General features: G+C 68.8%; 24 protein-coding genes and 1 pseudogene. 15 read left to right on the forward strand and 10 right to left on the reverse strand.

What is annotated here, in order from left to right; all coding sequences use genetic code 11:
* Positions 1–389: 389 nt before the first annotated feature.
* Complete coding sequence (locus tag JWN68_RS16470; protein WP_297740890.1) at positions 390–1,301, reverse strand: hypothetical protein; 912 nt, start codon at positions 1,299–1,301, stop codon at positions 390–392.
* Between the two features lie 177 nt (positions 1,302–1,478).
* On the opposite strand from JWN68_RS16470, the gene JWN68_RS16475 reads away from it, so the two are divergent.
* The 5 genes from JWN68_RS16475 to JWN68_RS16495 all read left to right on the forward strand — a co-directional run bounded on the left by JWN68_RS16475 (position 1,479) and on the right by JWN68_RS16495 (position 5,810).
* On the forward strand, positions 1,479–2,132 hold the full coding sequence (locus tag JWN68_RS16475; RefSeq protein ID WP_297740892.1) for a thymidine kinase: 654 nt from the start codon (positions 1,479–1,481) through the stop codon (positions 2,130–2,132).
* A gap of 275 nt (positions 2,133–2,407) precedes the next feature.
* Positions 2,408–2,758, forward strand: coding sequence for a hypothetical protein (locus JWN68_RS16480; protein WP_297740895.1), 351 nt, complete (start codon positions 2,408–2,410; stop codon positions 2,756–2,758).
* Between the two features lie 140 nt (positions 2,759–2,898).
* Positions 2,899–3,720, forward strand: a complete 822-nt coding sequence (locus tag JWN68_RS16485; RefSeq protein ID WP_297740897.1) for a sulfurtransferase — start codon at positions 2,899–2,901, stop codon at positions 3,718–3,720.
* Positions 3,717–3,995, forward strand: a complete 279-nt coding sequence (locus tag JWN68_RS16490; RefSeq protein WP_297740899.1) for a DUF5990 family protein — start codon at positions 3,717–3,719, stop codon at positions 3,993–3,995. Before JWN68_RS16485 ends, JWN68_RS16490 begins: the two co-directional genes overlap by 4 nt.
* 189 nt (positions 3,996–4,184) lie before the next feature.
* Positions 4,185–5,810, forward strand: a complete 1,626-nt coding sequence (locus JWN68_RS16495; RefSeq protein WP_297740901.1) for a carboxypeptidase-like regulatory domain-containing protein — start codon at positions 4,185–4,187, stop codon at positions 5,808–5,810.
* Between the two features lie 104 nt (positions 5,811–5,914).
* Here the strand turns inward: JWN68_RS16495 and JWN68_RS16500 are convergent, their stop codons facing one another.
* From JWN68_RS16500 to sepH, 3 genes are read right to left on the reverse strand one after another with little or no spacing between them, the layout of a single operon-like run.
* A complete protein-coding gene (locus JWN68_RS16500) occupies positions 5,915–6,751 on the reverse strand; it encodes an MOSC N-terminal beta barrel domain-containing protein (protein ID WP_297740903.1) in 837 nt (278 codons plus the stop codon).
* 22 nt (positions 6,752–6,773) lie between these two features.
* Positions 6,774–8,786, reverse strand: coding sequence for an SDR family oxidoreductase (locus tag JWN68_RS16505; protein WP_297740905.1), 2,013 nt, complete (start codon positions 8,784–8,786; stop codon positions 6,774–6,776).
* A gap of 39 nt (positions 8,787–8,825) precedes the next feature.
* On the reverse strand, positions 8,826–9,812 hold the full coding sequence (gene sepH / locus JWN68_RS16510; RefSeq protein WP_297740907.1) for a septation protein SepH: 987 nt from the start codon (positions 9,810–9,812) through the stop codon (positions 8,826–8,828).
* Between the two features lie 134 nt (positions 9,813–9,946).
* Between sepH and JWN68_RS16515 the strand changes: the two genes are divergently transcribed.
* Positions 9,947–10,606: a trimeric intracellular cation channel family protein gene (locus JWN68_RS16515; protein WP_297740909.1), complete on the forward strand. Its 660-nt coding sequence runs from the start codon at positions 9,947–9,949 to the stop codon at positions 10,604–10,606.
* An 11-nt stretch (positions 10,607–10,617) separates the two neighbouring features.
* On the opposite strand, the gene JWN68_RS16520 is transcribed toward JWN68_RS16515, so the two are convergent.
* Complete coding sequence (locus tag JWN68_RS16520) at positions 10,618–11,919, reverse strand: D-arabinono-1,4-lactone oxidase (protein WP_297740911.1); 1,302 nt, start codon at positions 11,917–11,919, stop codon at positions 10,618–10,620.
* 45 nt (positions 11,920–11,964) lie between these two features.
* Between JWN68_RS16520 and JWN68_RS16525 the strand changes: the two genes are divergently transcribed.
* The 3 genes from JWN68_RS16525 (at position 11,965) to JWN68_RS16535 (ending at position 14,327) form a co-directional block, all read left to right on the forward strand.
* Positions 11,965–13,065: a ferrochelatase gene (locus JWN68_RS16525; protein WP_297740913.1), complete on the forward strand. Its 1,101-nt coding sequence runs from the start codon at positions 11,965–11,967 to the stop codon at positions 13,063–13,065.
* A complete protein-coding gene (locus tag JWN68_RS16530) occupies positions 13,062–13,901 on the forward strand; it encodes an inositol monophosphatase family protein (RefSeq protein WP_297740915.1) in 840 nt (279 codons plus the stop codon). The genes JWN68_RS16525 and JWN68_RS16530 overlap by 4 nt, the downstream gene beginning before the upstream one ends.
* 135 nt (positions 13,902–14,036) lie before the next feature.
* Positions 14,037–14,327 carry a DUF4193 domain-containing protein gene (locus JWN68_RS16535; protein ID WP_297740917.1) on the forward strand — a complete coding sequence of 97 codons (291 nt, stop codon included), beginning with the start codon at positions 14,037–14,039 and terminating at the stop codon, positions 14,325–14,327.
* Positions 14,328–14,374: 47 nt separating this feature from the next.
* Here the strand turns inward: JWN68_RS16535 and JWN68_RS16540 are convergent, their stop codons facing one another.
* Both JWN68_RS16540 and JWN68_RS16545 read right to left on the reverse strand, forming a co-directional pair.
* Positions 14,375–14,698 carry a DUF4235 domain-containing protein gene (locus JWN68_RS16540; protein WP_297740919.1) on the reverse strand — a complete coding sequence of 108 codons (324 nt, stop codon included), beginning with the start codon at positions 14,696–14,698 and terminating at the stop codon, positions 14,375–14,377.
* A 9-nt stretch (positions 14,699–14,707) separates the two neighbouring features.
* Complete coding sequence (locus JWN68_RS16545) at positions 14,708–15,181, reverse strand: DUF3093 domain-containing protein (protein ID WP_297740921.1); 474 nt, start codon at positions 15,179–15,181, stop codon at positions 14,708–14,710.
* Between the two features lie 55 nt (positions 15,182–15,236).
* On the opposite strand from JWN68_RS16545, the gene dut reads away from it, so the two are divergent.
* From dut to JWN68_RS16565, 4 genes are all read left to right on the forward strand, one after another.
* Positions 15,237–15,704, forward strand: a complete 468-nt coding sequence (gene dut / locus JWN68_RS16550) for a dUTP diphosphatase (RefSeq protein ID WP_297740923.1) — start codon at positions 15,237–15,239, stop codon at positions 15,702–15,704.
* 36 nt (positions 15,705–15,740) lie between these two features.
* On the forward strand, positions 15,741–16,400 hold the full coding sequence (locus JWN68_RS16555) for a DUF3710 domain-containing protein (RefSeq protein WP_297740925.1): 660 nt from the start codon (positions 15,741–15,743) through the stop codon (positions 16,398–16,400).
* Between the two features lie 82 nt (positions 16,401–16,482).
* Positions 16,483–16,773 (forward strand): OB-fold nucleic acid binding domain-containing protein, encoded by a 291-nt coding sequence (locus JWN68_RS16560; RefSeq protein ID WP_297740938.1) that lies wholly within the window; start codon positions 16,483–16,485, stop codon positions 16,771–16,773.
* Positions 16,770–17,480 carry a DUF3159 domain-containing protein gene (locus JWN68_RS16565; protein ID WP_297740927.1) on the forward strand — a complete coding sequence of 237 codons (711 nt, stop codon included), beginning with the start codon at positions 16,770–16,772 and terminating at the stop codon, positions 17,478–17,480. Before JWN68_RS16560 ends, JWN68_RS16565 begins: the two co-directional genes overlap by 4 nt.
* A gap of 48 nt (positions 17,481–17,528) precedes the next feature.
* On the opposite strand, the gene JWN68_RS16570 is transcribed toward JWN68_RS16565, so the two are convergent.
* Entirely contained in the window at positions 17,529–18,200 is a 672-nt protein-coding gene (locus JWN68_RS16570) for a TrkA family potassium uptake protein (protein ID WP_297740928.1), read from the reverse strand.
* Positions 18,201–18,202: 2 nt separating this feature from the next.
* Positions 18,203–18,865 (reverse strand): TrkA family potassium uptake protein, encoded by a 663-nt coding sequence (locus JWN68_RS16575; RefSeq protein ID WP_297740929.1) that lies wholly within the window; start codon positions 18,863–18,865, stop codon positions 18,203–18,205.
* 92 nt (positions 18,866–18,957) lie between these two features.
* On the opposite strand from JWN68_RS16575, the gene JWN68_RS16580 reads away from it, so the two are divergent.
* Together JWN68_RS16580 and JWN68_RS16585 are read left to right on the forward strand one after the other, a co-directional pair.
* Positions 18,958–21,018: an APC family permease gene (locus tag JWN68_RS16580; protein WP_297740931.1), complete on the forward strand. Its 2,061-nt coding sequence runs from the start codon at positions 18,958–18,960 to the stop codon at positions 21,016–21,018.
* Complete coding sequence (locus JWN68_RS16585) at positions 21,015–22,163, forward strand: methyltransferase (RefSeq protein ID WP_297740933.1); 1,149 nt, start codon at positions 21,015–21,017, stop codon at positions 22,161–22,163. The genes JWN68_RS16580 and JWN68_RS16585 overlap by 4 nt, the downstream gene beginning before the upstream one ends.
* Before the next feature lie 357 nt (positions 22,164–22,520).
* Here JWN68_RS16585 and JWN68_RS19430 read toward each other — a convergent pair.
* Positions 22,521–23,357: pseudogene (locus tag JWN68_RS19430) on the reverse strand (site-specific integrase); the annotation flags it as partial.
* Between the last annotated feature and the right edge of the window lie 22 nt (positions 23,358–23,379).

Here is a 23,379-nt window from a genome sequence, read left to right on the forward strand (position 1 = left end):
GACTTCGCAGGCGCGGCGGGTGTCCTGCTCGGCCCGCATCGCGGCCAGCACCTCGGCCGGGGAGTCCGGCAGAGTCGCGGTGGTGGCGGTCGCTGTCATAGGTCAACTCAAGCAGGGACCACCGACAATGCGTTGGTCGCTGCTCTGGCTCCGTCTGCTCCGAGGGCGATGCCTAAGACCCAGAAGACGCGCCTTCAGTGCCGAGTCTGCGGTCACCTCACGACAGGGGCCGGCGTCCGCAGTCACATCAAGAACATCGGCCACGACGACTGGGAGACGGTCATCGTCAGTGTCGAAGGCAAGGTCACGCCCGCACAGACACAGGCATAGCCATAAGAACTCGCCAGAAGCGCCTCTGGCGCCTCCGAACAGCGAGTCTGCGGGTATCCCTATCCCTTGGCTTTCGGTGGCGCGGCTGACTTCTTGGCGGCGGTCTTCTTGCTGGCCGTCGTCTTGGCAGGAACCTTTTTGGCGGGAACCTTGGAGTCCACCGCTTCGGTGGGCGCGGGCGGGAGCGCTACGGGCTTTTTGGGTTCGATCGGCTCGGCTTCGCACCAGATCTGCTCATGAGCGTCGCGGAGAGCTCGCGAGGCGACTTGGCCGAGCGTCGTCATTGTGCTGACCTTCTTGCCGATCGCACCGAGCGATGCACCGAGCATCAAGACCCCGCCGTCCTCAGCGGGGATGAGGTAGCGGTCGTGGAGGTCCGCCGTCTTGCGAATCTCGATGGAGCGACCGTCCCGGAGTGAGGCAATGCCTGTCGCAAGCAGGTCGTATTCGGCCGCCTTCAAGCGGCTCCCGACGAGCACCCGAACGATGTTGTCGAATTCCGCTACGTCCATCAACTGATCAAGACGGAAGTATGGCTCCACCAGCAGCGCATTCTTGACCGTCGAGAGGCCGCTGAGCGCCTGGGCGTAAGCGAACGGATTGTCGGGGTTCAACACGATCTCAAAGACGTCGGCGGTGGTCTCCTCGAGGGCAGGAGAGTTCAGAGCCTTGAGGAGTGCCCGTCCTGCCGGAGTCAACTCGACGGCCTCAGCGGTGTCATCGTTGATCCAGGACAGGCGCGCCAGGTACTGACAGAAGGTCTCATCGGCCACCCGTTGGATGTCAAACACCGACGACAGCGATGAGCGCGTCGAAGTCAACACAGCAAAGATTCCGGCCTCTTCGCTGAACTGCTGCTCAGGGTTGTCCGCGAACGCGTTGACCATCTGACGACGAGGCCGGACCCCATGCCTGTTGAGCGCATCTACGTACGCGAGAACTCGATGGGTGTCCTCATCCACAACCTGCATGCGCACTTGCTGCCGGATGCCACCGACAGTTGTTCCGGTTGGATGCTCTCCGCTCGCCTAAATTGTCCTGGAACGCCCAAATATCCCGCGTCCGAGGAGATGGTCGGACGCGGGATCGCCGAGTGCGGGCGGGCAGTCCTGCGCCGTCACTCTTTGCTGGATGAGAGGATGCGCCGCGTGGCTCAACTGACCTTCTGGACCGGCACGATGGACGCTGGCAAGTCGACCCTCGCGTTGCAGACGAACCACAACCACGCCGCACGCGGTCGGGTCGGTCGCATCTTCACGTCGCATGACCGGACCGGTGGAGCGCACATCTCCTCGCGCCTTGGATTGACGCACGACGCACTGGAGGTCACGCCCGACTTCGACTTCTGGCGCTACACCGTCGACGCCCTGACTCGCGGGTCGCGCATCGACTACTTCATCTGTGACGAGGCGCAGTTCTACTCACCGGAACAGGTCGAGGCGCTCGCGAAGGTCGCCGACGAGTTGCAGATCGACGTCTTCTGCTTCGGCATCCTCACCGACTTCCGAACGCGCCTCTTTCCCGGCTCTGCTCGACTGGTGGAACTGGCGGACCGGACCGAGGTCCTTCAAGTCGAGGCGCTGTGCTGGTGCGGCAAGCGGGCGACCCACAACGCACGCACCGAGAACGGTGTCATGGTTCGAGAGGGCGAAGTAGTCGTCGTCGGTGACGTTGAAGCCGCGGACGAGCCGCACGCTGACGTAGCCTACGAAGTCCTCTGTCGACAGCACCACCGCCGAGGCCTCACCGCCGCAAGGGCCAAGGCCGTCAGTCTCGCCCCTGAGCCGCTTCCGTTCGGCTGACACCGGCTGTCGGTGTCTCCGCGTACGGTGCTGTCTCGTGAAAGAATTCTTCAACGGCCTGCTGGCGCTAGCGGTGTTGGGTGCTACATGCGTCGGGCTTGCTCTTGGGGCAGGAGTGGTTTGCTATGGCTCTTTGACGGAGTTAACCCGACCGTCGCCGCTGCCATCGTGGCGGCTACTGCCACGACGCTTGTGTCCGTCCTGGGTGTGACGCTCGGTCGCTACCTTGAGCGACGACACCAGATCGACCTTGAACTGCGGCAGCGGAAGGTCCGATGTACACGGAGTTCGTCGAAGGCCTCTTGAGCATCTTTTCGTCATCGGCTGAATCCGACGAGACGGATAGCGAAGACGCTCAGGCCACCGAGGTTTCACCTGACCTTCTGCAGTTCTTCAAGAAGATCACCCCGCAGCTCATGATCTGGGCCTCCAACGACGTAGTGGTCAAGTGGTCCCGATTCCGCCGGGGCGGCGACAAGCACCCGCCCATGGAGTACATGTTCATGATGGAGGAACTGCTGACAGCGATTCGCAAGGATCTCGGTCACTCTGGGGCCATCACCAAGGGCGACTTGCTAGGTCTCTACGTCAACGACATTGACGAGCACCTGCCCAGCAAGAAATAAGTTTACCTACTGGTACCGAGTCCATCGTGCCGGTGAAGAATTGCAGTTCAGCCACGAGGCGGGATCCTTTCACATGCTCCGGGTGCCGCCTCGCATCGTCTGCTCTGCTCGTCCCCGGACACGGCGCTACGGTGGGCGACGTGAGCTCACAGCTGATCCGGGCCGCCGAGCTGGCCTCGTCCCTCGGCCGCGTGACCGTCCTGGACGTGCGTTACCGCATGGGTGGACCGCCCGGTCGTGAGGAGTACGCCGCAGGCCACATCACCGGCGCGGCGTACGTCGATCTCGACACGGAGCTCGCGGACGCACCAGGCAACCCGATCGACGACCGCGGGCGGCATCCGCTCCCGGACCCGGCTGTGTTCGTGGCGGCGATGCGACGGGCTGGGGTCAGCAAGGACGGGCCGGTCGCGGTGTACGACGACTGGCAGGGCCGCGCAGCGGCCCGAGCCTGGTGGCTGCTCCGCCACTACGGGCACCGGAACGTGCGGGTGCTCGATGGGGGATGGAGCGCCTGGCTGGGTGCGGGCGGGGAGGTGGAGGCGGGCGAGCCGACAACCCGCGGCGGCGACTTCGCCGGGACGCCCGGATCGATGCCGGTCGTCGATGCTGGCGGCCTGCTCGCCGTCGACGTGGTCGTGGACGCCCGCGCTCCCGAGCGCTACCGCGGCGAGGTGGAACCGATCGACCCGGTCGCGGGGCACGCACCCGGTGCGGTCAACGTGGACACCGGGCGCAACCTCGGCCAGGACGGACGCTTCCGCGACGCCGCGGAGCTCCGCGTCCTTTATGGGGGCGTTGGGGCCACCCAGGGCGCGGACGTCGCGGCCTATTGCGGCTCCGGCGTCACCGCGACGCACGACCTCCTCGCCCTGGAGGTGGCCGGGATCCGGGCCGCGCTCTTCCCCGCCGGCTGGTCGGGGTGGGTCGCCGACCCGGCCCGTGAGGTCGAACGCGGATGAGGATCCGGATCGAGGCTCACACGCTGCCGGGTCGCAACCCGGGCAGTCACCGTGACGTGCAGGTCGTGCAGGGCAAGCGTGGCGAGCGGTTCATCTACCTCACCTGGCTCGAGGGTCCGGACGCGACGATGTTCCGGCGGGCCAAGCTGATGCTGGCAGGCGCGCCCGAAGCACCCTCGGTCACGGCGCACGTCAACCTCACCGACGAGTGGGGACTGCCGCGGTGCGCGCGGTTGTCCACCTCCGGGGTGGAGTGGTCCCGAGGCCCCGGCTGACCTCGAACGCGCCTGAGGGTGCCCGACTGGTTGGGAGGTCGAGCAGGGAAAAAGTAGTTGAAAGGTAGTTGGACCCACCCATGTAGGCGGCCAGGACTGCAAAGCGCGTACGCCGCCGACAGGCCCGATCTATGGTCAGCGCCTCAGCGCCTGTCGACTCACGACCTGGCCGCTCTCATCGGAGATCCCTTGAAATCCTCTCTGCACCGCCCCGGCGGTGTCCTTCTCGCCGGCGCGCTCGTTGCCAGCGTCTTCGCCTGCATGCCTGCCGCCCACGCCGTCGGCGGCGGCATCGGTGGCACCGTCAACGGACCCAACGGATCCATGCAGCCCCTGGACGGCATCGACGTCACCGTCTACGAGCAGGTTGCGGCTGAGTGGGATTGGGTCGGTGCGACGTCCACGGACTTCCAGGGCCACTACAGCATCCCGCTGCCGTCGGGCACCTACCTCGTCGAGTTCAACGACTCAGCCACCGGGGACTACCTGGGGGAGTACTACAACAACGCAGCCACGATGGAGCAGGCCGAGCCGATCCCGATCGTCGACGTTTTCAGGCAGATCGACGTCGGTCTGGCCGTCGCCGGCCACATCACCGGCACGGTGACGGGTCCCGGCACGCCGGCACCCGCCCTCGAGGGTATCGACGTGGCTGCCCTCGAGAAGGTCGCGAACGGCCCCGACGACTTCTACTGGAGCGCCGTGAAGTACGCCTCCACCGACGTCTCCGGCAACTACGACCTCGGCGCGCTGCCGACCGGTACCTACCGGGTCGAGTTCGGGGACCGCCTCAACCCCAACCCCTACGCCTCCGAGTTCTACAACGACCAGGCCTCCGCGACCACGGCGCAGGACATTGCGGTCGTCGCCGGGGAGATCGACGGCGGCATCGACGCCGTGCTCGCCCCCGAGTCGACCATCTCCGGCACCGTCACGGACGCCGCTGACCAGCCGATCGACGGGACCCTGGTGCTGGTGTACGAGCGGGCCAACGGCGCGTGGGAACGCATCGACCAGGTCAGGACCAACGGGTCGGGCGGCTACACCCTGAGCCACCTCCCGCGTGGCACGTACCGGGTCGAGTTCGAGTTCGAGACGCCGGACGGCGACTACCTCTCCGAGGCGTACAACAACAAGCGGTACCTCACCGGAGCCGACGACATCGTCGTCGCAGAGGACCAGGACGTCCTCAATATCGACGCGAAGCTGATCGCCGGCGAGCACGCGCCGGTCCCGTTCACGATGACCGCCATGCCGGTCATCAGCGGCACCCCCCAGGTCGGGAGCACGTTGACTGTGACGGGCGGCTCGTGGACACCTGCGCCGGACGAGACCTACTTCTACTGGTTCCGCGGCGAGGAGTTCATCGAGGGTGCGTACGGCACGAGCTACGTCCCGACGGCCGCGGACGTCGGAAAGACGCTCTCCGTGCTTGTCCAGGTCTACGGCGAGGAGCGTTACGACTTCGCCAACACGGGCAACTACGGCCCCATCACGGCGGTCCCGGTCCCGGTCGTCGCTGCACCTGCTCCGGCCCCCGCACCGGTGATCTTGTTCTCGAACAAGATCGACGTCGCGGGCAACATGTTGGTCGGCTCGACGCTGAAGCTGAAGAACTACAAGGCCCTGGTGTCCGGCGCGACGATCACCCCGAAGCTGCAATGGTTCGCCGGCACCAAGAAGATCAAGAAGGCCACCAAGGCGAAGCTCACCCTCACCAAGGCGATGAAGGGCAAGAAGATCTCGGTCAAGGTCACGGCCACGGTCGGCACCACGGCCAAGACCCTCAAGGTGAAGGCCGGCAAGGTCATCTGACCATCCCCAGCTGATCGGACGCCCCCGGAGCTCCACGCACCTGCGTGAAGCTTCGGGGGCGTCTCGCGTTCGATGGACCGAGCTGCACGCGCCTGCGTGGAGCCTCAGCTGGCCTCGACCTCGTCGCCGACCCGGACGATGCCCGTCGTCTCCGGGATCAGGTTGATCGCGAACATCGTCTTGTGGTCGAACAAGCGGTGCCTGGCCAGCGTGCGGATCGGTTCCTTGCCGGTCTCGAGCGACTCGAGGTCGATGGTCGTCATCACGCACCGGTCAGTCGGTCTGGCCACGCGGAAGCGGACGTCTCCGACCTGCACACAGGTCCAGCCGTCCTCACCGAACGCCGCGTCGCCGTCAACCACGAGGTTGGGCCGGAAGCGCTCCATGGGCAGCGGGGCGGGCGGGTCCTCCCCGCGCTCGAGGGCACCTTCGATGATCCAATCGTTGAGCTGGCGCAGCGAGGACTCGGAGGCGATCGTGACCGGGTAGCCGTCGGCGTACGCCGTGAAGTCCTCGGGTCGCGAGTAGGCGGGGTCCAGGGTGCGTCGGGTGGGGTCGTCACACCAGACGAGGCGAAGGTCGTCGCGACGCAGGGACTTCTGCACCCAGGCGTCTGCCTCGAGACCGACCGGGATGCCCTCGAGCTCCTGGCTGAACACCCGCGCGCGGACACGGTGCCCAGTGGGCTGGTCGAGCTGCAAGTCCGGCATCCCTGGGGCGCGCAGCCGCAGCTCCGAGGCGACGGACGGGTCCGTGGCAGGGGTGTCGGCGACGATCGAGTACAGCGCGTGCTCCTCGCGCGCCGTGACAATCACCCCCTCGCCATCGACCACGACCCAGGCGCGGTCGGCCTCCAGGCCCCCGAGCAGCACTCGAGCGGACCCGACCGGGCGGATCGCGGTGCTCTTGACGGGGTGGATCGCGAGACCGGTCAGCAGCATGCGGTCCAGCCTAGGGGCCGGACTACCAGTGGACGCCCTTGAACATCCTGGCCAGCATGACCTGCTCGGACTCCCGGGTGCCGCCGCCCTCCGGTATCTTGCCCTTGGCCGCTGCGGAGTCCGGGAACACGTTGTAGGCCATGTTGAGGATCCGGAACGTGAGCTTGGGGGCGACCGTGTGCATGACCGCTCCGACGTTGCCCAGCGCGGTGTTGATCTCGTGGGGCCGCTCGACCATCGCCCGGATCAGGATGCCGGCGGCCTGGGCGGGGGAGATGGCGGGAAACCTGTCGTAGAGCTTGGTCGGGCTGATCATCGGAGTCCGCACGAGGGGCATGTGGATGTTGGTGAACGTGATTCCGTTGCCCACGACCTCGCTGGCCACCACGTTGGACCACGAGTCGAGGGCCGACTTGGACGCCACGTAGGCGGAGAACCGCGGTGGGTTGGTCTGCACCCCGATCGAGGAGACGTTGACGACGTGACCGGACTGCTGCTCCTGCATCTTCGGCATCAGGCCCATCACGAGCCGGATCGCGCCGAAGTAGTTGAGCTGCATGGTCCGCTCGAAGTCGTGGAAGCGGTCCTGTGACAGGCGCAACGAGCGGCGGATCGATCGCCCGGCGTTGTTGATGATGAAGTCGACCGACGGCAGCTCCGCCACCATCTGCTCGCACATCGCGTCGATGGCATCGAGGTCGGAGAGGTCGCACGCAAAGACGTAGGCCTGCCCGCCGTGCCTCTCGATCATCGCTCGGGTCTCCTCGAGCTTGTCCTTGCCGCGGGCGACCAGCACCGGGATGCCACCGGCCTGGGCGACCTTGAGCGCGGTGACGAGGCCGATGCCCGAGGAGGCGCCGGTGATGACGACGTGCTTGCCCTGGAGGGCGGCACGGTTGGCGGAGCTCGTGCCCGTCGTCGGGTCGAGGTGGTCCTCCCAGTAGCCCCACAGCGCGCGGGTGTAGGACTCCAGGTCGGGCACTGCGATGCCCGATCCGGCCAGCGCCTTCGCCGTACGCCGCGAGTCGAAGACCGCCGCGAAGTTCGTGTGTCCCAGCACCTCCGCCGGGATGCCGGCCCGGCCGATCGTCTGGTCGAGCAGCATCTGCATCGGAGCCGACCGGACGAGGGCTCCCACCATGGTCGAGGGCCGCAGCACGTGGGGGACCAGCGCCAGGGGACCCATCCTGCCGGCTCGGCGGTCGATCGGGGTGGTGAAGCGCGGGGCACCGGCGGCGGCGCAGAACAGGTTGAGCGTGTCGACCACCGGCTGGGGCTCCGGGTTGACGAGGTGGAAGGCCTCGCCGTCGCGCCCGGGCACGTGCGCAAGGTGGTCCATCGCCTTGGCGACGTAGTCGACCGGGACGACGTTGGTGTCGCCCAGGTCGACGCCCACCAGCGAGAGCCAGGCCGGCAGGTTGTCGCGCAGCAGCTTGAGCAGCGGGAAGAAGTAGTAGGGCCCGTCGACCTTGTCCATCGCCCCGGTCTCCGAGTGGCCGACCACGATCGCCGGCCGGTAGACGCGCCACGGGACCGTCGCGCGGTCGCGGACGAGCGCCTCGGACTCGAACTTCGTGCGGTGGTAGGGGGAAGGGAGGTGCTGGCCCTCTGCGAACATCGTCTCGTCGAAGGCTCCGCGGAAGTCACCGGCCACGGCCACGCTCGAGACGTGGTGGAAGCAGCCCGCGCCGACCTGCTCGGCCAGGCCGAGCGCGTGCCGGGTGCCCTCGACGTTCATCGCGTCGTTGGCGTCGGCGTCGGCGGTCATGTCGTAGATCGCCGCGAGATGGAAGAAGTGATCGATCCGGCCGCGGTGGGCCTTGACCCACTTCGGGTCGACCCCGAGACCGTCCTGCCCGAGGTCACCGACGACCGGGATCACCCGGTCGGTCGCCCAGTGCTCGACCAGTGCGTCGAGACGAGCCTTCGAGCCCGACCGCACGAGGACGAAGATGTCACCCTCGCGGTGATCGAGGAGCTCCTCGACGAGGTGGCGGCCGATGAAACCGGTGGCACCGGTGAGGAAGTATGACATCCCCGGACACTAGTGTCCCGGCGCCCGCCTGACGAGGCGCTAGTCGCTCGGACCGCCGAACATGATCTCGTCCCAGCTCGGCACCGACGCGCGGCCACGGCCCTTCCGGGCCGGCCGACGGGCCGCCGGCTCGTCCGCAGCCGGGTCGCTCGACGCTGAGTCCGCCGCAGTGCCGCTGTGAGGTTCCTCGGCCGTCTCGGCGTCGTCGGACGATGACTCGTCTGCACGATCGGCGCGAAGGCCCGCCTCGGTCAGGTCCAGGGTGGTCTCGGTCGGACTCACCTCAGCCTCGTCTTCGTGCCCCGGGTCGTCGTGCCCCGGGTCGTCGCGCTCGGCGGCGGCGAGCCCGATGGCGTCCTCGCCCAGCGGCAGCTCGTCAGCCGGGACTGCGTTGAGTCGGCGCGACCGCGCCTGCTGGAGGTCGTCGCGCGACGACTTGGTCGCCGCGGAGGCGACCTCCTCGCCGACCAGCCAGCGAGCGTCGGCGTCCTCGGAGGTGACGAAGCTGCCGCGGAGGTCGAAGGCGAACGTCGCAGTCCCTCGGCGCTGCGGGGTGTTGAAGGAGCCCGCGAGCGTCCAGCGGCCGTCCTCACGCCGCCACGAGTCCCACTCGACCTGCGAGGGGTCGACGTTGAGGCCGCGCAGATGGGCTCCGACGGCCTCTCCCAGCGTGCGAGCACCGGTGTCGCCCGTCTTGCGACGCAGGGAGGACCCTTGCGCACGATCGGCGACGTGGGCGCGCTCGGCGATGACCGGAGCCGCAAAGGCCATGATCTTCTCGACCGTGGTCTGCGCGGCCTGGGCGACTGCCTCGGGGCTCTCGCCCGCCCGGATGCGGTTCTGGATGTCACGGGGGCGAAGAGAGCTGTCCATCTGAATCTCCAACTGGCCGATGCGGGAATGTTCGCCGCGGAGGGCGGCACGGAGCGGGGCGTCGATGTCGAGGGTGAACTCGGCTCCGTTGTCACTCACCAGCAGCAGGCGCTTGCCGTCATCGCTTCGTCCCGCAAGCGTGAGGTGCGCCATGGATGCTGCACTCCTAGCTGTGATGAGTGGAGATCTGGTGGTTCGACCCGCCATTTCCGGTCACCACGACCCTACGCCAGCGTGGGCGTGGGGGACGGCACGCGAGCGGCGTGCCTGCCGATAGCGTTCGCGGAGTGCTTCCCTTCGTCTCCGCCGTTGACTGGATCCCCGACTCGGCGGCCGCCCTGGTCGTCCTGGACCTGCTCGGGATCTTCGTCTTCGCCATCTCGGGCGCGCTGGTCGCCGTACGCCGCGACTTCGACGTGTTCGGAGTCCTCGTGCTGGCCGGCACCACCGGTCTCGGCGGCGGGTTCCTGCGGGACGTCCTGATCGGCGCGACGCCGCCCGCCGCATTGACGGACTGGCGCTACCTCACCGTGCCGGTCGCCGCAGGCGTCGTCACCTTCGTCTTCCACCCGACCCTCGGCCGTCTCGAGCCCGTGGTCAACGTCCTGGACGCCTTCGGACTGGCCCTGTTCTGCGTCACGGGGGCGTTGAAGGCGGTCGAGTACGGCCTCGGACCGGTGCCGGCGGCGCTGATGGGGATGGTGACCGGGATCGGCGGCGGCATGGTGCGCGACGTGCTGGCCAGTCGCCCCCCGGTCGTCTTCAGCGGCAGCCTCTACGCCACCCCGGCACTGCTGGGCGCCGCCATCGCGGTGGTGCTGGACCACTTCGACCAGCCCTTCGCCCTGGTCGCCCTCGCCGGCTTTGGCGTGTGCCTGGTGCTCCGGCTGCTCGCGGTGGTGCTGGACATCCGCGCTCCGAAGCCCAGGGGCCCGGCCAACGTCTAGGACGCCGTGCCTCAGTCGCCCAGCACGCTGCGCAGATAGGGGTTGGTGAACACCCGGTCCGGGTCGAGCGCGTCGCGCACGGCCAGGAACTCCCCGAAGCGTGGGTACAGCGACGACAGCTCGTCCGCGCCACGGGTGTGCATCTTGCCCCAGTGGGGGCGTCCCTCGAAGTGCCTCAGGACGTCCTCCACGCCGGTGAAGTAGTCCGTGTGGTCGGCGCCGACCGGCACGTGGAACGCGAGATACATCGACTCGCGACCCGACGCCGTGGACAGCGCGATGTCGTCAGCGGGCGTGGTGCGGACCTCGATAGGGAAGCCGATCCGCCACGTCGAGGCGTCGATGACCCGACGCACCTCACGGAGTGCCTCCACGCCCACCTCCCGCGGCACGGCGTATTCCATCTCCTTGAAGCGCACCCGTCGCGACGACGTGAAGACCCGGTGGGCGACGTCGCTGAACGTACGCTCGGACAAGGCCCGGCCCGACAGCCGGTTGAGCACGGGCACGGCCGCGGGAGCGCTGGTGCCCAGGCTCGTGATCATCCCGAACAGGGTGTTGGAGAGGAGCTCGTCGTCGAGCCAGTGCCGCCAGCGACTGAGCGGGCGGATGTCGTCGAGGTCCGTCCGCCGGTCGTTCACCTTCGCCAGTGCGTGCTCGGTGTGGGGGAACCAGTAGACGTCCACGTGGTCGTGGTCCGCGGTCAGCTCGTCGTACGTCGCAAGCGCGGTGTCCCACGTCATCGGCTGCTCGTGCGCCTCGAGGGCGAAGAGCGGCTCGACCTTCACGGTGAGCTCGGTCAGGATCCCGAGCGCCCCGAGCCCGACGCGACCGACGGCGAACACGTCGCTCGAGTCCACCCGCGACGCCGTGATCTCCTCGCCCTGGCCGGAGATGATCGTGAACCCCTCGATCTGGGCGGACAGGGAGGCGACCGTCCCGCCCGTGCCGTGGGTCCCGGTCGAGGTGGCGCCGGCCAGGGTCTGCTCGGCGATGTCACCCATGTTGTGCAGGGACAGGCCGAGGCCCGTCAGCTGCTGGTTGAGGACGTGCAGGGGGGTCCCCGCCCGCACGGTGACCGTCATCGCGTCCCGGTCGACGGCGACGATGCCGGTGAAGTGGTCGGGCCGGACCATCGTGTCGACCGGGGCGGAGATGCCGGTGAAGCTGTGGCCGGTGCCCGTCATCTTCAGCGTGCGACCGCGGGCGCGGGAGCGCTCGATCTCGTCGACGATCTCCCGCACGTGGTGGGGCGCCACGACCCGCTCGGGCGCTGCGGTCTCGGTGCCTGCCCAGTTGGTCCACGGAGCCATGCCGAGGAGCCTAGTGATGTAGGTGGCGGTCACTACGCTGACGCCATGTCTTCCTCGCACGGTCCAGACGTCTCGCCGTACGACGCGCTCGTGCTGCTCTCCTTCGGCGGGCCTGAGAAGCCGGAGGACGTGATCCCGTTCCTGGAGAACGTCACCCGGGGCCGCGGGATCCCGCGCGAGCGACTCGAGGCGGTGGGGGAGCACTACTTCCTCTTCGGCGGCCGCAGCCCGATCAACGACCAGAACCGCGCACTGCTGGCGGCGATCCGCGACGACCTCGCGGGCAACGGGATGGACCTGCCGGTCTACTGGGGCAACCGCAACTGGGACCCCTACCTCACCGAGGCGATGACGCAGATGCGCGACGACGGCATCCGACGCGCGGCGGTCCTGACCACGTCGGCCTACTCGTCCTACTCCTCGTGCCGGCAGTACCGCGAGGACCTCGCGGACGCGGTCGCCCAGGTCGAGGGGGCGCCCCGACTCGACCGGCTCCGCCAGTACTTCAACCACCCGGGCTTCATCGAACCGGTCGTCGACGCCGCCCTCACCTCCTTGGCCGAGCTGTCCGACAAGGTGCGCGACGATGCCGTGTTGGTCTTCGTCACCCACTCCATCCCCACCGAGATGGCGCGGACGAGCGGCCCCGACGGTGACGCCTACGTGCGACAGCACCTCAGCGCAGTCGAGGAGGTGAGCGCGCGGCTGCGGCACCAGACGGGACGGCGCCGGCGGCACGACCTCGTCTACTGCTCACGTTCGGGTTCGCCGAGGACCCCGTGGCTCGAGCCGGACGTGAACGACCACCTCGACGCGCTGGCGGCCACCGGGACGAAGGCCGTCGTGCTGATCCCCATCGGCTTCGTCTCCGACCACATGGAGGTCATCTACGACCTCGACATCGAGGCGCTGGCCACGGCCGAGAAGCTCGGGCTGGAGGCGGCCCGGGCCGCGACCCCGGGCGTCGACCCTCGCTTCGTCGCGATGGCGCGGGACCTGCTGCTGGAGCGTGCTGCGGCTGAGCGAGGCGAGCCGGTGCAGCCGGAGACGGTCGGGTCCATGCCGCCCTGGTCGGGTGTCTGCGCGGTGGGCTGTTGCCCCAACCCCCGAGGCGAGCGCCCGGCGCTGTGCGGACAGGACGCGTGAGCACGCGGTCCGCCCTCAGCCTCGACCTGCGCGACCTGGCGCTCGTCGTCGGCCGGGAGGCCGTGGCCCTGGCCAGGTCGATGCGGGAGAGCGGGATCGAGGTCGCCGACACCAAGACCAGCGCGGTGGACGTCGTCACCGCGGCCGACCGCAGGTGCGAGGAGCTCATCAGGCGACGGATCCTCGCCGAGCGTCCCGACGACGCGATCATGGGGGAGGAGGGCGACGACCATCCCGGCACGAGTGACGTGCGGTGGGTCATCGACCCGATCGACGGCACGGTCAACTACCTCTATGGGCTGCCCGACTGGGCCGTCTCCATCGCCGCCGAGGTCGAGGGCGAGGTGGTCGCGGGTGTCGTCATCAACGGCTCCTCGGGCGTCGAGTACGCCGCAGCGCTGGACGCCGGCGCGACGCGCGAGGGCCGGCCCATCGCCGTACGCCCGAGCCCGCCGCTGTCCGAACGCCTCGTGCTGACCGGCTTCGGCTACCGCGGGGACGTGCGTGCCCACCAGGGCGCCTGTGTGGCTGCATTGCTGCCGCACGTGCGGGACATCCGCCGGATGGGCTCCTGTGCCCTCGACCTGTGCCATGTCGCCGACGGCAGTGGCGACGCTTATGTCGAGGAGGGGCCCCAGCCGTGGGACTACAGCGCCGGCGCGCTCGTCCTGACGGAGGCCGGCGGACGGTTCGGCCTGCTGGCGGGCCGGCTGGCCGATTCCGTCCCCGGTGCCGCCTCCCGCGGGCTCGTCGCCGGGACGCCGGCGGCCGGCTGGGACAGCTTCGTCGAGGCGCTGGGCAGCGCCGGCTTCCTCGCCCGGGACGGGCGGGAATAGGGAGTACACATCTTCTGTTCACGGGTCATGACGGGACCGCCGTAGCGGCCTCCACGTCGATGGTGCACAATCTGGCGCCGACGAGCATGACGAGATCCCGCCGCAGGATCTCGTGCTGAGGGTGAGAGGGACGAAATGGCTACTGACTACGACGCGCCGCGCAAGACCGAGGAAGACCAGAGCGAAGAGAGCATCGAGGAGCTCAAGGCTCGTCGGCACGACAAGAACTCCGGCAAGGTCGACGAGGACGAGACCGAGGCGGCCGAATCCTTCGAGCTGCCCGGCGCCGACCTGTCGCACGAGGAGCTCGCTGTCGAGGTGATGCCGCGGCAGGAGGACGAGTTCACCTGCCGCAGCTGCTTCCTGGTGCACCACCGTTCGCAGCTCGCGGACGAGAAGAAGCTGGTCTGCCGCGACTGCATGTGAGTCGTGACGCGGGACGTCCTCCTCAGGTCCCCTGAGGGGCGTCCTGCTCAGGTCACCTGAGGAGGGGCGTCATCGGCGTCCCGGTCCTGCGGGCGCAGCCCGGGCGGCAGGTGACCGGTCGACCGGGCGTAGTAGTGCGCCGCCTTGCGGCCGGCGAGCATGCGGGCGACCTGGATGACCGTGCCGCTGAAGGCCGCCCATGCGACTGCCTCCCACACGTCGACGTCGGGGTCGGCCGGGTTGGCGGGCGGGTTCTTGCCCGTCGCCGCACGCCATGTGGTGTTCAGGCCTTTCCGGGCCACTGCCGCCGCGCCGAGCGCCGAGGCGAGGGAGAACGCCGTCCATACCTTGCTGCTGGATCCAGATGCCATGGCGCCACCCTATCCAGAGGATCCGGGCCGCTGCGGGCTGCTGGGGGCCGAGGCGGCCAGCGCGGCCGCGAGCCGATCGGGGTGCCGCGAGCTGATCAGCCAGTACGGCGCAGGGTCGCTCGGGTCGTGGAGGTCCACCCGCACCCCGCGCTTGACGTAGGGACGCAGGAGCAGGAACGCGCGGGCATCGGCGTCGCGCCCGGCCTGCAGACGCATGGCCTCGGGGTCGAGAGGCGTGACAGCACCGAGGTGGTCGGTCGCGATCTGTGCACGACCCGCCCGCAGCACGCCGTCACCGACGCTGACCCGCGCTGCGCCGTACGAGACGAAGAGCGCGCTCAGCACTGCCAAGGCCAGGCCGGTCACGACCCAGGCGACGGTGAGGGGGACCGCGACGACGAGGGCCAGCCACAGGGTGGCGACCATCATGGTTCCCTGCACCCACCAGCGCAGCGGCACGCTCAGCCGTTCCGCGAACTCCACGCCACAGAGCCTAGGCGGGCTCCCGGGAGCCGCCGCTGGCGGGTAGATTCCGCGGGTGCCCGACCAGCCCTCCACGGACCTCGACGTCGAGATCGTCCGCCTCGATCCATCCCTCCCGCTCCCGTCCTATGCCCACCCCGGCGACGCCGGCGCCGACCTGCACAGCACGGTGGACGTCACCCTGGCGCCGGGTGAGCGAGCACTCGTGCCGACCGGCATCTCCATCGCCCTGCCGCACGGGTTCGTCGCCCTCATCCACCCCCGCTCCGGCCTGGCGGCTCGTCACGGGCTGTCGATCGTCAACACGCCGGGGACCGTCGATGCCGGTTATCGCGGTGAGATCACGGTGCTGCTGGTCAACCACGACCGGCACCTGCCGGTGACGTTGAGGCGCGGTGACCGGGTGGCCCAGCTCCTCGTCCAACGCGTCGAGCGCGCCCGCTTCGTCGAGGTCGACGCACTCCCCGACTCCCGACGAGGTGCAGGGGGCTACGGTTCTACCGGTGGCTTCGCTCCTTTGTGAGCAGCCACAGCCCGGACCTGCAGCACCACGAATGGAGTGACTGACGTGAAGTTCCGCCGCAAGTCGGAGCCCACCTCCGAACCCGTCGCCCAGTCGAGTGCGGATGCCCCCGATGACCCGGCGGCCCCGGGGGACTCGGCCGGACCGCGCACGGACGGCCCCTTCGACGAGTCCCAGGTCCAGGACGACAGCGTCCTGCGCGTCGACCTCGGCTCGCTCCTGATCACCCCGAGTGAAGGGCGTGAGCTGCGGCTCCAGGTCGACGAGCCGAGCGGCACCGTCCAGGCCGTGATGCTGGCGGGCCCGGACGGCGCGCTCGAGCTTCAGGCCTTCGCCGCACCCCGCAACGGCGACCTGTGGGGCACGGTGCGACCGCAGATCCTCGACGACATCGTCGGACGTGGTGGTAGCGCCGAGGAGCGCGAGGGCCGCTTCGGCACCGAGCTCGTCGCTCAGATGCCGGTGCGCAAGCCCGACGGCGAAGTGGCACTGCAGCCCACCCGGATCGTCGGCATCAACGGCCAGCGCTGGATGCTGCGTGCCTCCTTCCTCGGCCGGCCGGCGGTGCAGCCCGAGGAGGCAGGGGAGTGGGAGGACGCGTTGGCGCAGGTCGTCGTACGCCGCGGCACCGGTGCGATGCCCGTAGGTGAGCCGCTGCCGGCCACGCTGCCCGAGCAGGCACGACGGGTGAAGTGACGAGGTCGTGGCCGAGAACAAGAGCCGTCTGCGGCGCAGCCTGTCGCGGTGGGCGGACAGCGGCGAGGCGCACGCGCGCGACCTGCGCGCGGCCCACGCTGCGGCCGGCGACGTGCCGATCGGAGAGGCGCCCGACCGCGAACGCGTGACCATGCGCGGCACCATCAAGACCGTGACGCTGCGACCGCGTGGCGGTGTGCCCGCGCTCGAGGCCGAGCTCGAGGACGGCAGTGGAGTCATCACGATCGTGTGGCTGGGTCGGCGGCGGATCGCGGGCATCGGTCCCGGGCGGGCGATGCGCGTCGAGGGCCGGATCGGCTCGGCCACCGGCCACCGCGTCCTGTTCAACCCGCGATACGAGTTGATCCCATGAGCAAGGCTGCGACGCCGGAGGCCCCTGCCACGGTCGAGACGGTCGAGGCCGTCGTACGCCGCCAGCTGACCGAGGCCCTCGGCGGGCGACGCGGCATGGTCGAGGCGGCCGTCCCGACGATCGCCTTCACGGTCCTGTGGCTCACCACCCGCGAGCTCAACCTCGCCCTGGCCGTGAGCCTGTCGGCGGCCGTGCTGCTCCTGATCATCCGTGTGGTCCAGCGCTCGTCGGTCCAGTTCGTGGTCAACGCGATGGTCGGCATCGGTATCGGGTGGCTGTTCGTGGCCAGGTCGGCGGCGAGTGGCGGCTCCGAGCAGGAGCAGGCGCTTGCGTACTTCCTGCCCGGCATCCTCTACAACTCGGCCTACACCGTGGTGCTGGCCCTGACCTGCCTGGTCGGTTGGCCGATCGTCGGCTTCATGGTCGGCAGCGTCACCGGCGACCCGACCGCCTGGCACCAGGACAAGCAGGTCGTGAAGCTGTGCACCCGCCTGACGTGGCTCCTCGTGCTGCCGTGCCTGCTGCGGGTAGCCCTCCAGGCTCCCATCTGGCTCGCCGGCAACTCCGGCTCGATCGATCCCGACACGGCGGTCGCCATCCTCGGGGCTCTCAAGATCGGCCTGGGGTGGCCGTTGCAGATCGCCGCGCTGGCGTCCATGGCCTGGCTCCTCACCCGCAACCAGACGCCGGTGGCTCCCGCGACCTGACCCGACCTGCGGTCCATGGTGTGGGCCGGTGGTGCCGCTGTGTGGGGCTCAGCCGCCGTGGCTGGTGGGCGACAGCAGCCGCTCGAGCTCTTCCTCGACGTCGGCCGGCACGACGAACAGCAGCTCGTCACCGGCCTCCAGCAGCTGCTCGCCGCTGGGGGTGTAGACCTGCCCGTCGCGCAAGATGGTGACCAGTGCGCAGTTGTCGGGGAAGGGCACCAGCCCGCTCGGGGTGCCGACGTAGGGCGACTCCGGCGGCAGCGTCATCTCGACGAGGTTGGCGTTGCCCTGGCGGAACGTGAAGAGACGGACCAGGTCGCCGACACTGACGGCCTCCTCGACGAGAGCCGACATGATGCGCGGGGTCGACACGTTGACGTCCACGCCCCACGCCTCGGTGAACAGCCACTCGTTGTTGGGGTGGTTGACCCGGGCGACCGTGCGCGGCACACCGAACTCGGTCTTGGCCAGCAGGGAGGTCACGAGGTTGACCTTGTCGTCCCCGGTCGCGGCGATGACCACGTCACACTTGTCGAACTGCGCCTCCTCGAGCGAGGAGAGCTCACAGGAGTCGGCCAGGAGCCACTCCGCGTCGGGGACCCGCTCGGGACGGATCGAGGCGGGGGACTTGTCGATCAGCAGCACCTGGTGACCGTTGCCGATGAGCTCGCGAGCGATGGAGCGCCCGACGGCGCCGGCTCCGGCGATGGCTACGCGCATCTCTACTGCTCCTCCGGTCCGCGGTCGAGCACGGAGTAGGCGTGCGCCGCGACCTCTTCGCGCATGACGAGGTGGAGCATGTCGCCCTCCTGGATGACGGTCTCGCTGGTCGGGATCATGCCCTCACCCAGGCGGTCGATCCAGGCGATGCGGCTGCGTGACTGCTCCTGGAAGTTGATCGTGCGCTCACCGATCCACTGTTCGGGCACCTGGATGTGGTCGAGCCGGATCGTGCCGGACGGATCGCGGAAGTCGGGCTCGGCGCCCGCGGGCAGGATGCGTCGCAGCACCTGGTCGGCGGTCCACTTCACCGTGGCGACCGTGGTGATCCCCAGCCGCTGGTAGACCTCGGCGCGGCCGGGGTCGTAGATGCGGGCCACGACCTGCTGGATCCCGAACGTCTCTCGCGCCACCCGGGCCGCGATGATGTTGGAGTTGTCACCGCTGGAGACCGCCGCGAAGGCATCAGCGCGACGGACGCCCGCCTTCTCCAGGACCTCTTGGTCGAAGCCGTAGCCGGTGACCTTGTCGCCGTTGAACGACGGACCCAGGCGACGGAACGCGTCCGGGTCGCTGTCGATGACGGCGACCGTATGGTTGCGATCCTCGAGGCTTCGGGCAAGGGTCGAACCGACCCGGCCACAGCCCATGATGACGACGTGCACGAGCGAACCGTATCCCAGCGGGTTGCCGCCACGGATGCCCGTCGAGCCGCGGGTGCGTCCGAAGCTGCTGCCCGTGACTACGCTGTCCCCTCGTGGGTGTCGGCGACGTATCGAAACGGATCCTGCTCGGACGCAAGCTCCGCAGCAGTCAGCTCGGCGAGACCCTCCTTCCCAAGCGCATCGCGCTGCCCGTGTTCGCCAGCGACGCGCTCTCCTCAGTGGCCTACGCGCCGGACGAGATCTTCATCATGCTCAGCGTGGCCGGCGCGTCGGCGTACGTCTGGAGCTGGAAGATCGGGCTGGCTGTCGCGATCGTCATGATCACCGTGGTCGCGTCCTACCGGCAGACCGTGCATGCCTACCCGTCCGGCGGCGGTGACTACGAGGTGGCGACGGTCAACCTCGGGCGCAACGCCGGCATCACCGTGGCCAGTGCCCTGCTCGTCGACTACGTGCTGACCGTCGCAGTGTCGATCTCCTCGGCTGCGCAGTACGCCGCAGGGGCGATCCCGGCCCTGATCGGCCACGAGGCAACGGCTGCCAGCGTGGCAGTGGTGTTCCTCGCGGCGCTGAACCTGCGCGGGGTCCGGGAGTCCGGGGCCTACTTCGCCGTACCGACCTATCTGTTCATGGTCGCGATCCTGGGCATGTGCGCGTACGGCCTGACCCGGCTGCTGGTGGGCGACCTGCCGCTGGCCGAGAGCGCCGACCTCACCATCGATCCTGCTCAGGGCTGGGACGGCCCGCTGACCCAGGTGGCGATGGTGATCCTGCTCGCGCGAGCCTTCTCGTCGGGGTGTGCCGCGCTGACGGGTGTCGAGGCCATCTCCAACGGGGTGCCGGCGTTCCGGCGGCCGAAGAGCAAGAACGCCGCGACCACGTTGCTCATGCTCGCGCTGATCGCGGTCACGATGATGATGAGCGTCATCGTCCTGGCCAGGCAGATGAGCATCCGCTACGTCGACCCGCACGAGATCGAGCGGCTGCGCAGTGCCGCCGGGGGAGTGCTGCCACGCGGCTACGAGCAGCACCCGGTCATCTCGCAGATCGCCGCCGGGGTCTTCGACGGCTTCCCGCCGGGGTTCTACTTCGTGATCACCGTGACCGGCATCATCCTTGTGCTGGCCGCCAACACCGCCTTCAACGGGTTCCCCGTGCTCGGCTCGATCCTCGCCCAGGACGGTCTGGCGCCGCGCTCGCTGGCTTCGCGAGGTGATCGCCTCGCCTACAGCAACGGCATCGTCTTCCTCGCGGCCATGTCGGTGCTCCTGATCGTCGTCTTCGACGCCGAGACGACCAAGCTGATCCAGCTCTACATCGTCGGTGTCTTCATCTCCTTCAACCTCAGCCAGCTCGGGATGATCCGCCACTGGACCCGCCACCTGAAGCAGACGACCGACCCGGCGATGCGACGCCGCATGATGCGCTCGCGCGCGATCAATACGTTCGGGCTGGGCATGACGGCAGTGGTGCTGGTGATCGTGCTGGCCACCAAGTTCCTCGCCGGTGCCTGGATCACGATCATCGCGATGGGCATCTTCTTCCTGATCATGAAGAGCATCGGCAACCACTACGCGATGGTCGAGGCAGAGCTCGCGGCAGATGAGCAGGACAAGGTGCTCCCGACCCGGGTGCACGCCATCGTGCTCGTCTCGCGGCTCCACAAGCCGACCCTGCGCGCCCTGGCCTTCGCGAAGGCGACGCGTCCCAACGTGCTCGAGGGCATCTACGTCTCCATCGACGCAGCGGCGACCAACCGGCTGCTGGAGGAGTGGGACGAACGCAACCTGGACACGCCGCTCAAGGTGCTCCACTCGCCCTATCGCGAAATCGTGCGACCGATCGTCGAGTACGCCCAGGAGATCCGTCGGGCCAGCCCACGCGGAGTCGTGGCGGTCTACATCCCCGAGTACGTCGTCGGTCGCTGGTGGGAACAGCTCCTGCACAACCAGACCGCCCTCCGGCTCAAGGGCCGACTCCTCTTCACGCCAGGCGTCATGGTCACCTCGGTGCCGTACCAGCTGCGGTCGTCCCAGATCGCCGAGGAGCGCGGAACGCGTGAGGACCAGCGTGTGCAGGCGGGCGACCTCCGTCGTGGCCGGGTCCTGCGCGACAACTACGAAACCGATCGAGACCGGCAGATCGACGCATGAATCGACGTCCCAGACCGCGCAAGGAGCGAGGCGACTCCCGCGTCGGCCAGCGGTTCGAGGCAGTCGTCGGACCGGTGGCGCACGGTGGACACTGCATCGTTCGGCTCCCAGCGCCCGAGTCGCGCGTGGTGTTCACCCGGCACGTCCTCCCCGGCGAGCGCGTCATCCTCGAGATCACCGAGGGCACTGACGGCGATCGCTTCTGGCGGGGTGATGCGGTCTCGGTGCTCGACCCATCGCCGGACCGCGTCGCGGCCCCGTGTCCATTCTCCGGCCCGGGCCTGTGTGGCGGCTGCGACTTCCAGCACGTCACGGTGTCTGGGCAGCGAGCGCTGAAGGCGGCCGTGGTGTCGGAGCAGCTGAGTCGGCTGGCCGGGCTCGAGCTGGACGTCGAGGTGGAGGAGGTCCCCGGGGACGAGGAGGGGTTGCGCTGGCGTACGCGCATGCAGTGGGCGACGACCGCGGACGGCCTCCGCGGGCTCCGCGCCCACCGATCACGCCGGGTCGTGCCGGTGGACGACTGCCTGATCGCGCAGGTCTCGGCGCGAGAACCTACCCCGGGCCCTGTGATCGCGGAGAACGTGCTGGGAGTGGACTTCCTCGTCGAGCCGGACGGCTTCTGGCAGGTGCACCCCGGTGCCCCCTCGGTGCTCGTCTCGACGGTCTTGTCCCTGCTCTCGCCCCAGCCCGGGGAGCGAGTGCTCGATCTCTACGCCGGGGTCGGGCTGTTCGCCCGTTTCATCGCCGACGCCGTCGGGACGGGCGCACGCGTCGTGGCGATCGAGGGGGACCGCCCCGCCTCGCAACACGCTGTGGAGAACCTCTCGACCCACGAGGGCGCCGTCGTCGAGTGCGGCTCGGTGGACCGGGTGCTCGCTGCGGCGTACGACGAGATCTTCGACCTCGTCGTCCTCGACCCGCCGCGCGAGGGCGCGAAGCGGGCCGTGGTGGAGCAGGTGGTCGCCCGAGCACCCCGCGCCGTGGCCTACGTCGCCTGTGACCCGGCCGCGCTGGCTCGCGACGTCGCCATCTTCGCCGAGCACGGCTACCGGCTGGAGACCCTGCGGGCCTTCGACCTCTTCCCGATGACGCATCACGTCGAATGCGTCGCATTGCTCACGAAAAGCGGCTCTGACCTGCGGTGATGTGATCTGGGCCCTCGGGCGTGAGTCCCGAGAACGGGCCTTAAGGCTCACTTTGGGCTCACTTTGAGTTCTCGGGCTCGGGTTGCGACGCCTCACGCGCCCTGTCGGGACGGCCTGTCGGGACGGCCTGAGGGCGCGCAGAACGGCCCGTAGACGGCTCAGAGAGCGTCCACGGACCGGGAGGTCATTCGTGACCGCCGAGGGACTCTCAAAGCCCGGGAGTCGGCCCATCGCTCGTCTCGGGCCGGGAGTAAGGCGGTCGGTGGCGGCCCGGTAGTCGGGCACAACGAGCCGTCGGTTGATGTAGTGCCTTTCGGTGACCGCCTTCGACGTGTGGCCGAGCTGGTTCATGGCGGCCTCGGCGTCGTAGACCTCGTCGATCTCGGTGGCCACGGTTCGGCGGAACGAGTGGGGCGAGACATCGCGGAGCGCGGCGAGGGCGGCGTAGTCATCGAGCAGACGGATGTGGCGCAGCCGGCCTTGGACGGTGGTGGGGAAGAGCCAGGTGCCGTTGCAAGTGATGAACACTGCGTCGAGGTCGTTGGGGGTCTGGGCAACCTTGCATCGGCGTAGCAGCGCCGCAGCCCAGTCCGGGAGCGCGATGGGGCGGATCGCGGCGTGGGTCCTGCCGTAGTCGACCCGCTTGCCTTTCGAGGTGATCTGGCCGTTCACCATCAACCACGGGAACCACCCGTCGTCGTCCCGCCGTTCGGGCGGCGGCGTCAACTCGATGTCGGACCATCGAAGGGCGAGCAGTTCGCCGATTCTCATGCCGGTGGCGATAAGCATCTCAACGATGTCGGGCAGGTCGACGCTCTTCGGACCGTTCCGCTTCTCGGCGTTGGCCCACTCGCGGATGGCGGCGCGCACGGCGTCCAGGTCCTTCACGGGGAACAGGCTTCTTCTTGTTTCGTGGCACAGGGACCGAAGGGACCGCCGTGGCCGGGTTGCCGTCATGGCCTCGTGGAAGATCGCCATGTTGAACGCGCGCACGAGGACGCTGCGAATGCGTTTGCGCAGGTCGGGAGAAACGCCGGCGCTGTCGAGCGCGGCCTGGATGATCACCGGTCGCACGTGCCGGAGTTGGTGAGCGCCGAGCGGGTGCTCCGTCTTGTCGGGGTCGAGGATCCAGCGGACGTGGGAGCGGTAGTACCCCAGAGTCTCCGCGCGTGGTCCTCCGTCCGCCTGCTCCATCTTCTTGAACCAGAGGTCGAGG

The sequence above is a fragment of the Nocardioides sp. genome (genome assembly GCF_025964975.1).
In the GTDB taxonomy this organism is placed as follows: domain Bacteria; phylum Actinomycetota; class Actinomycetes; order Propionibacteriales; family Nocardioidaceae; genus Nocardioides.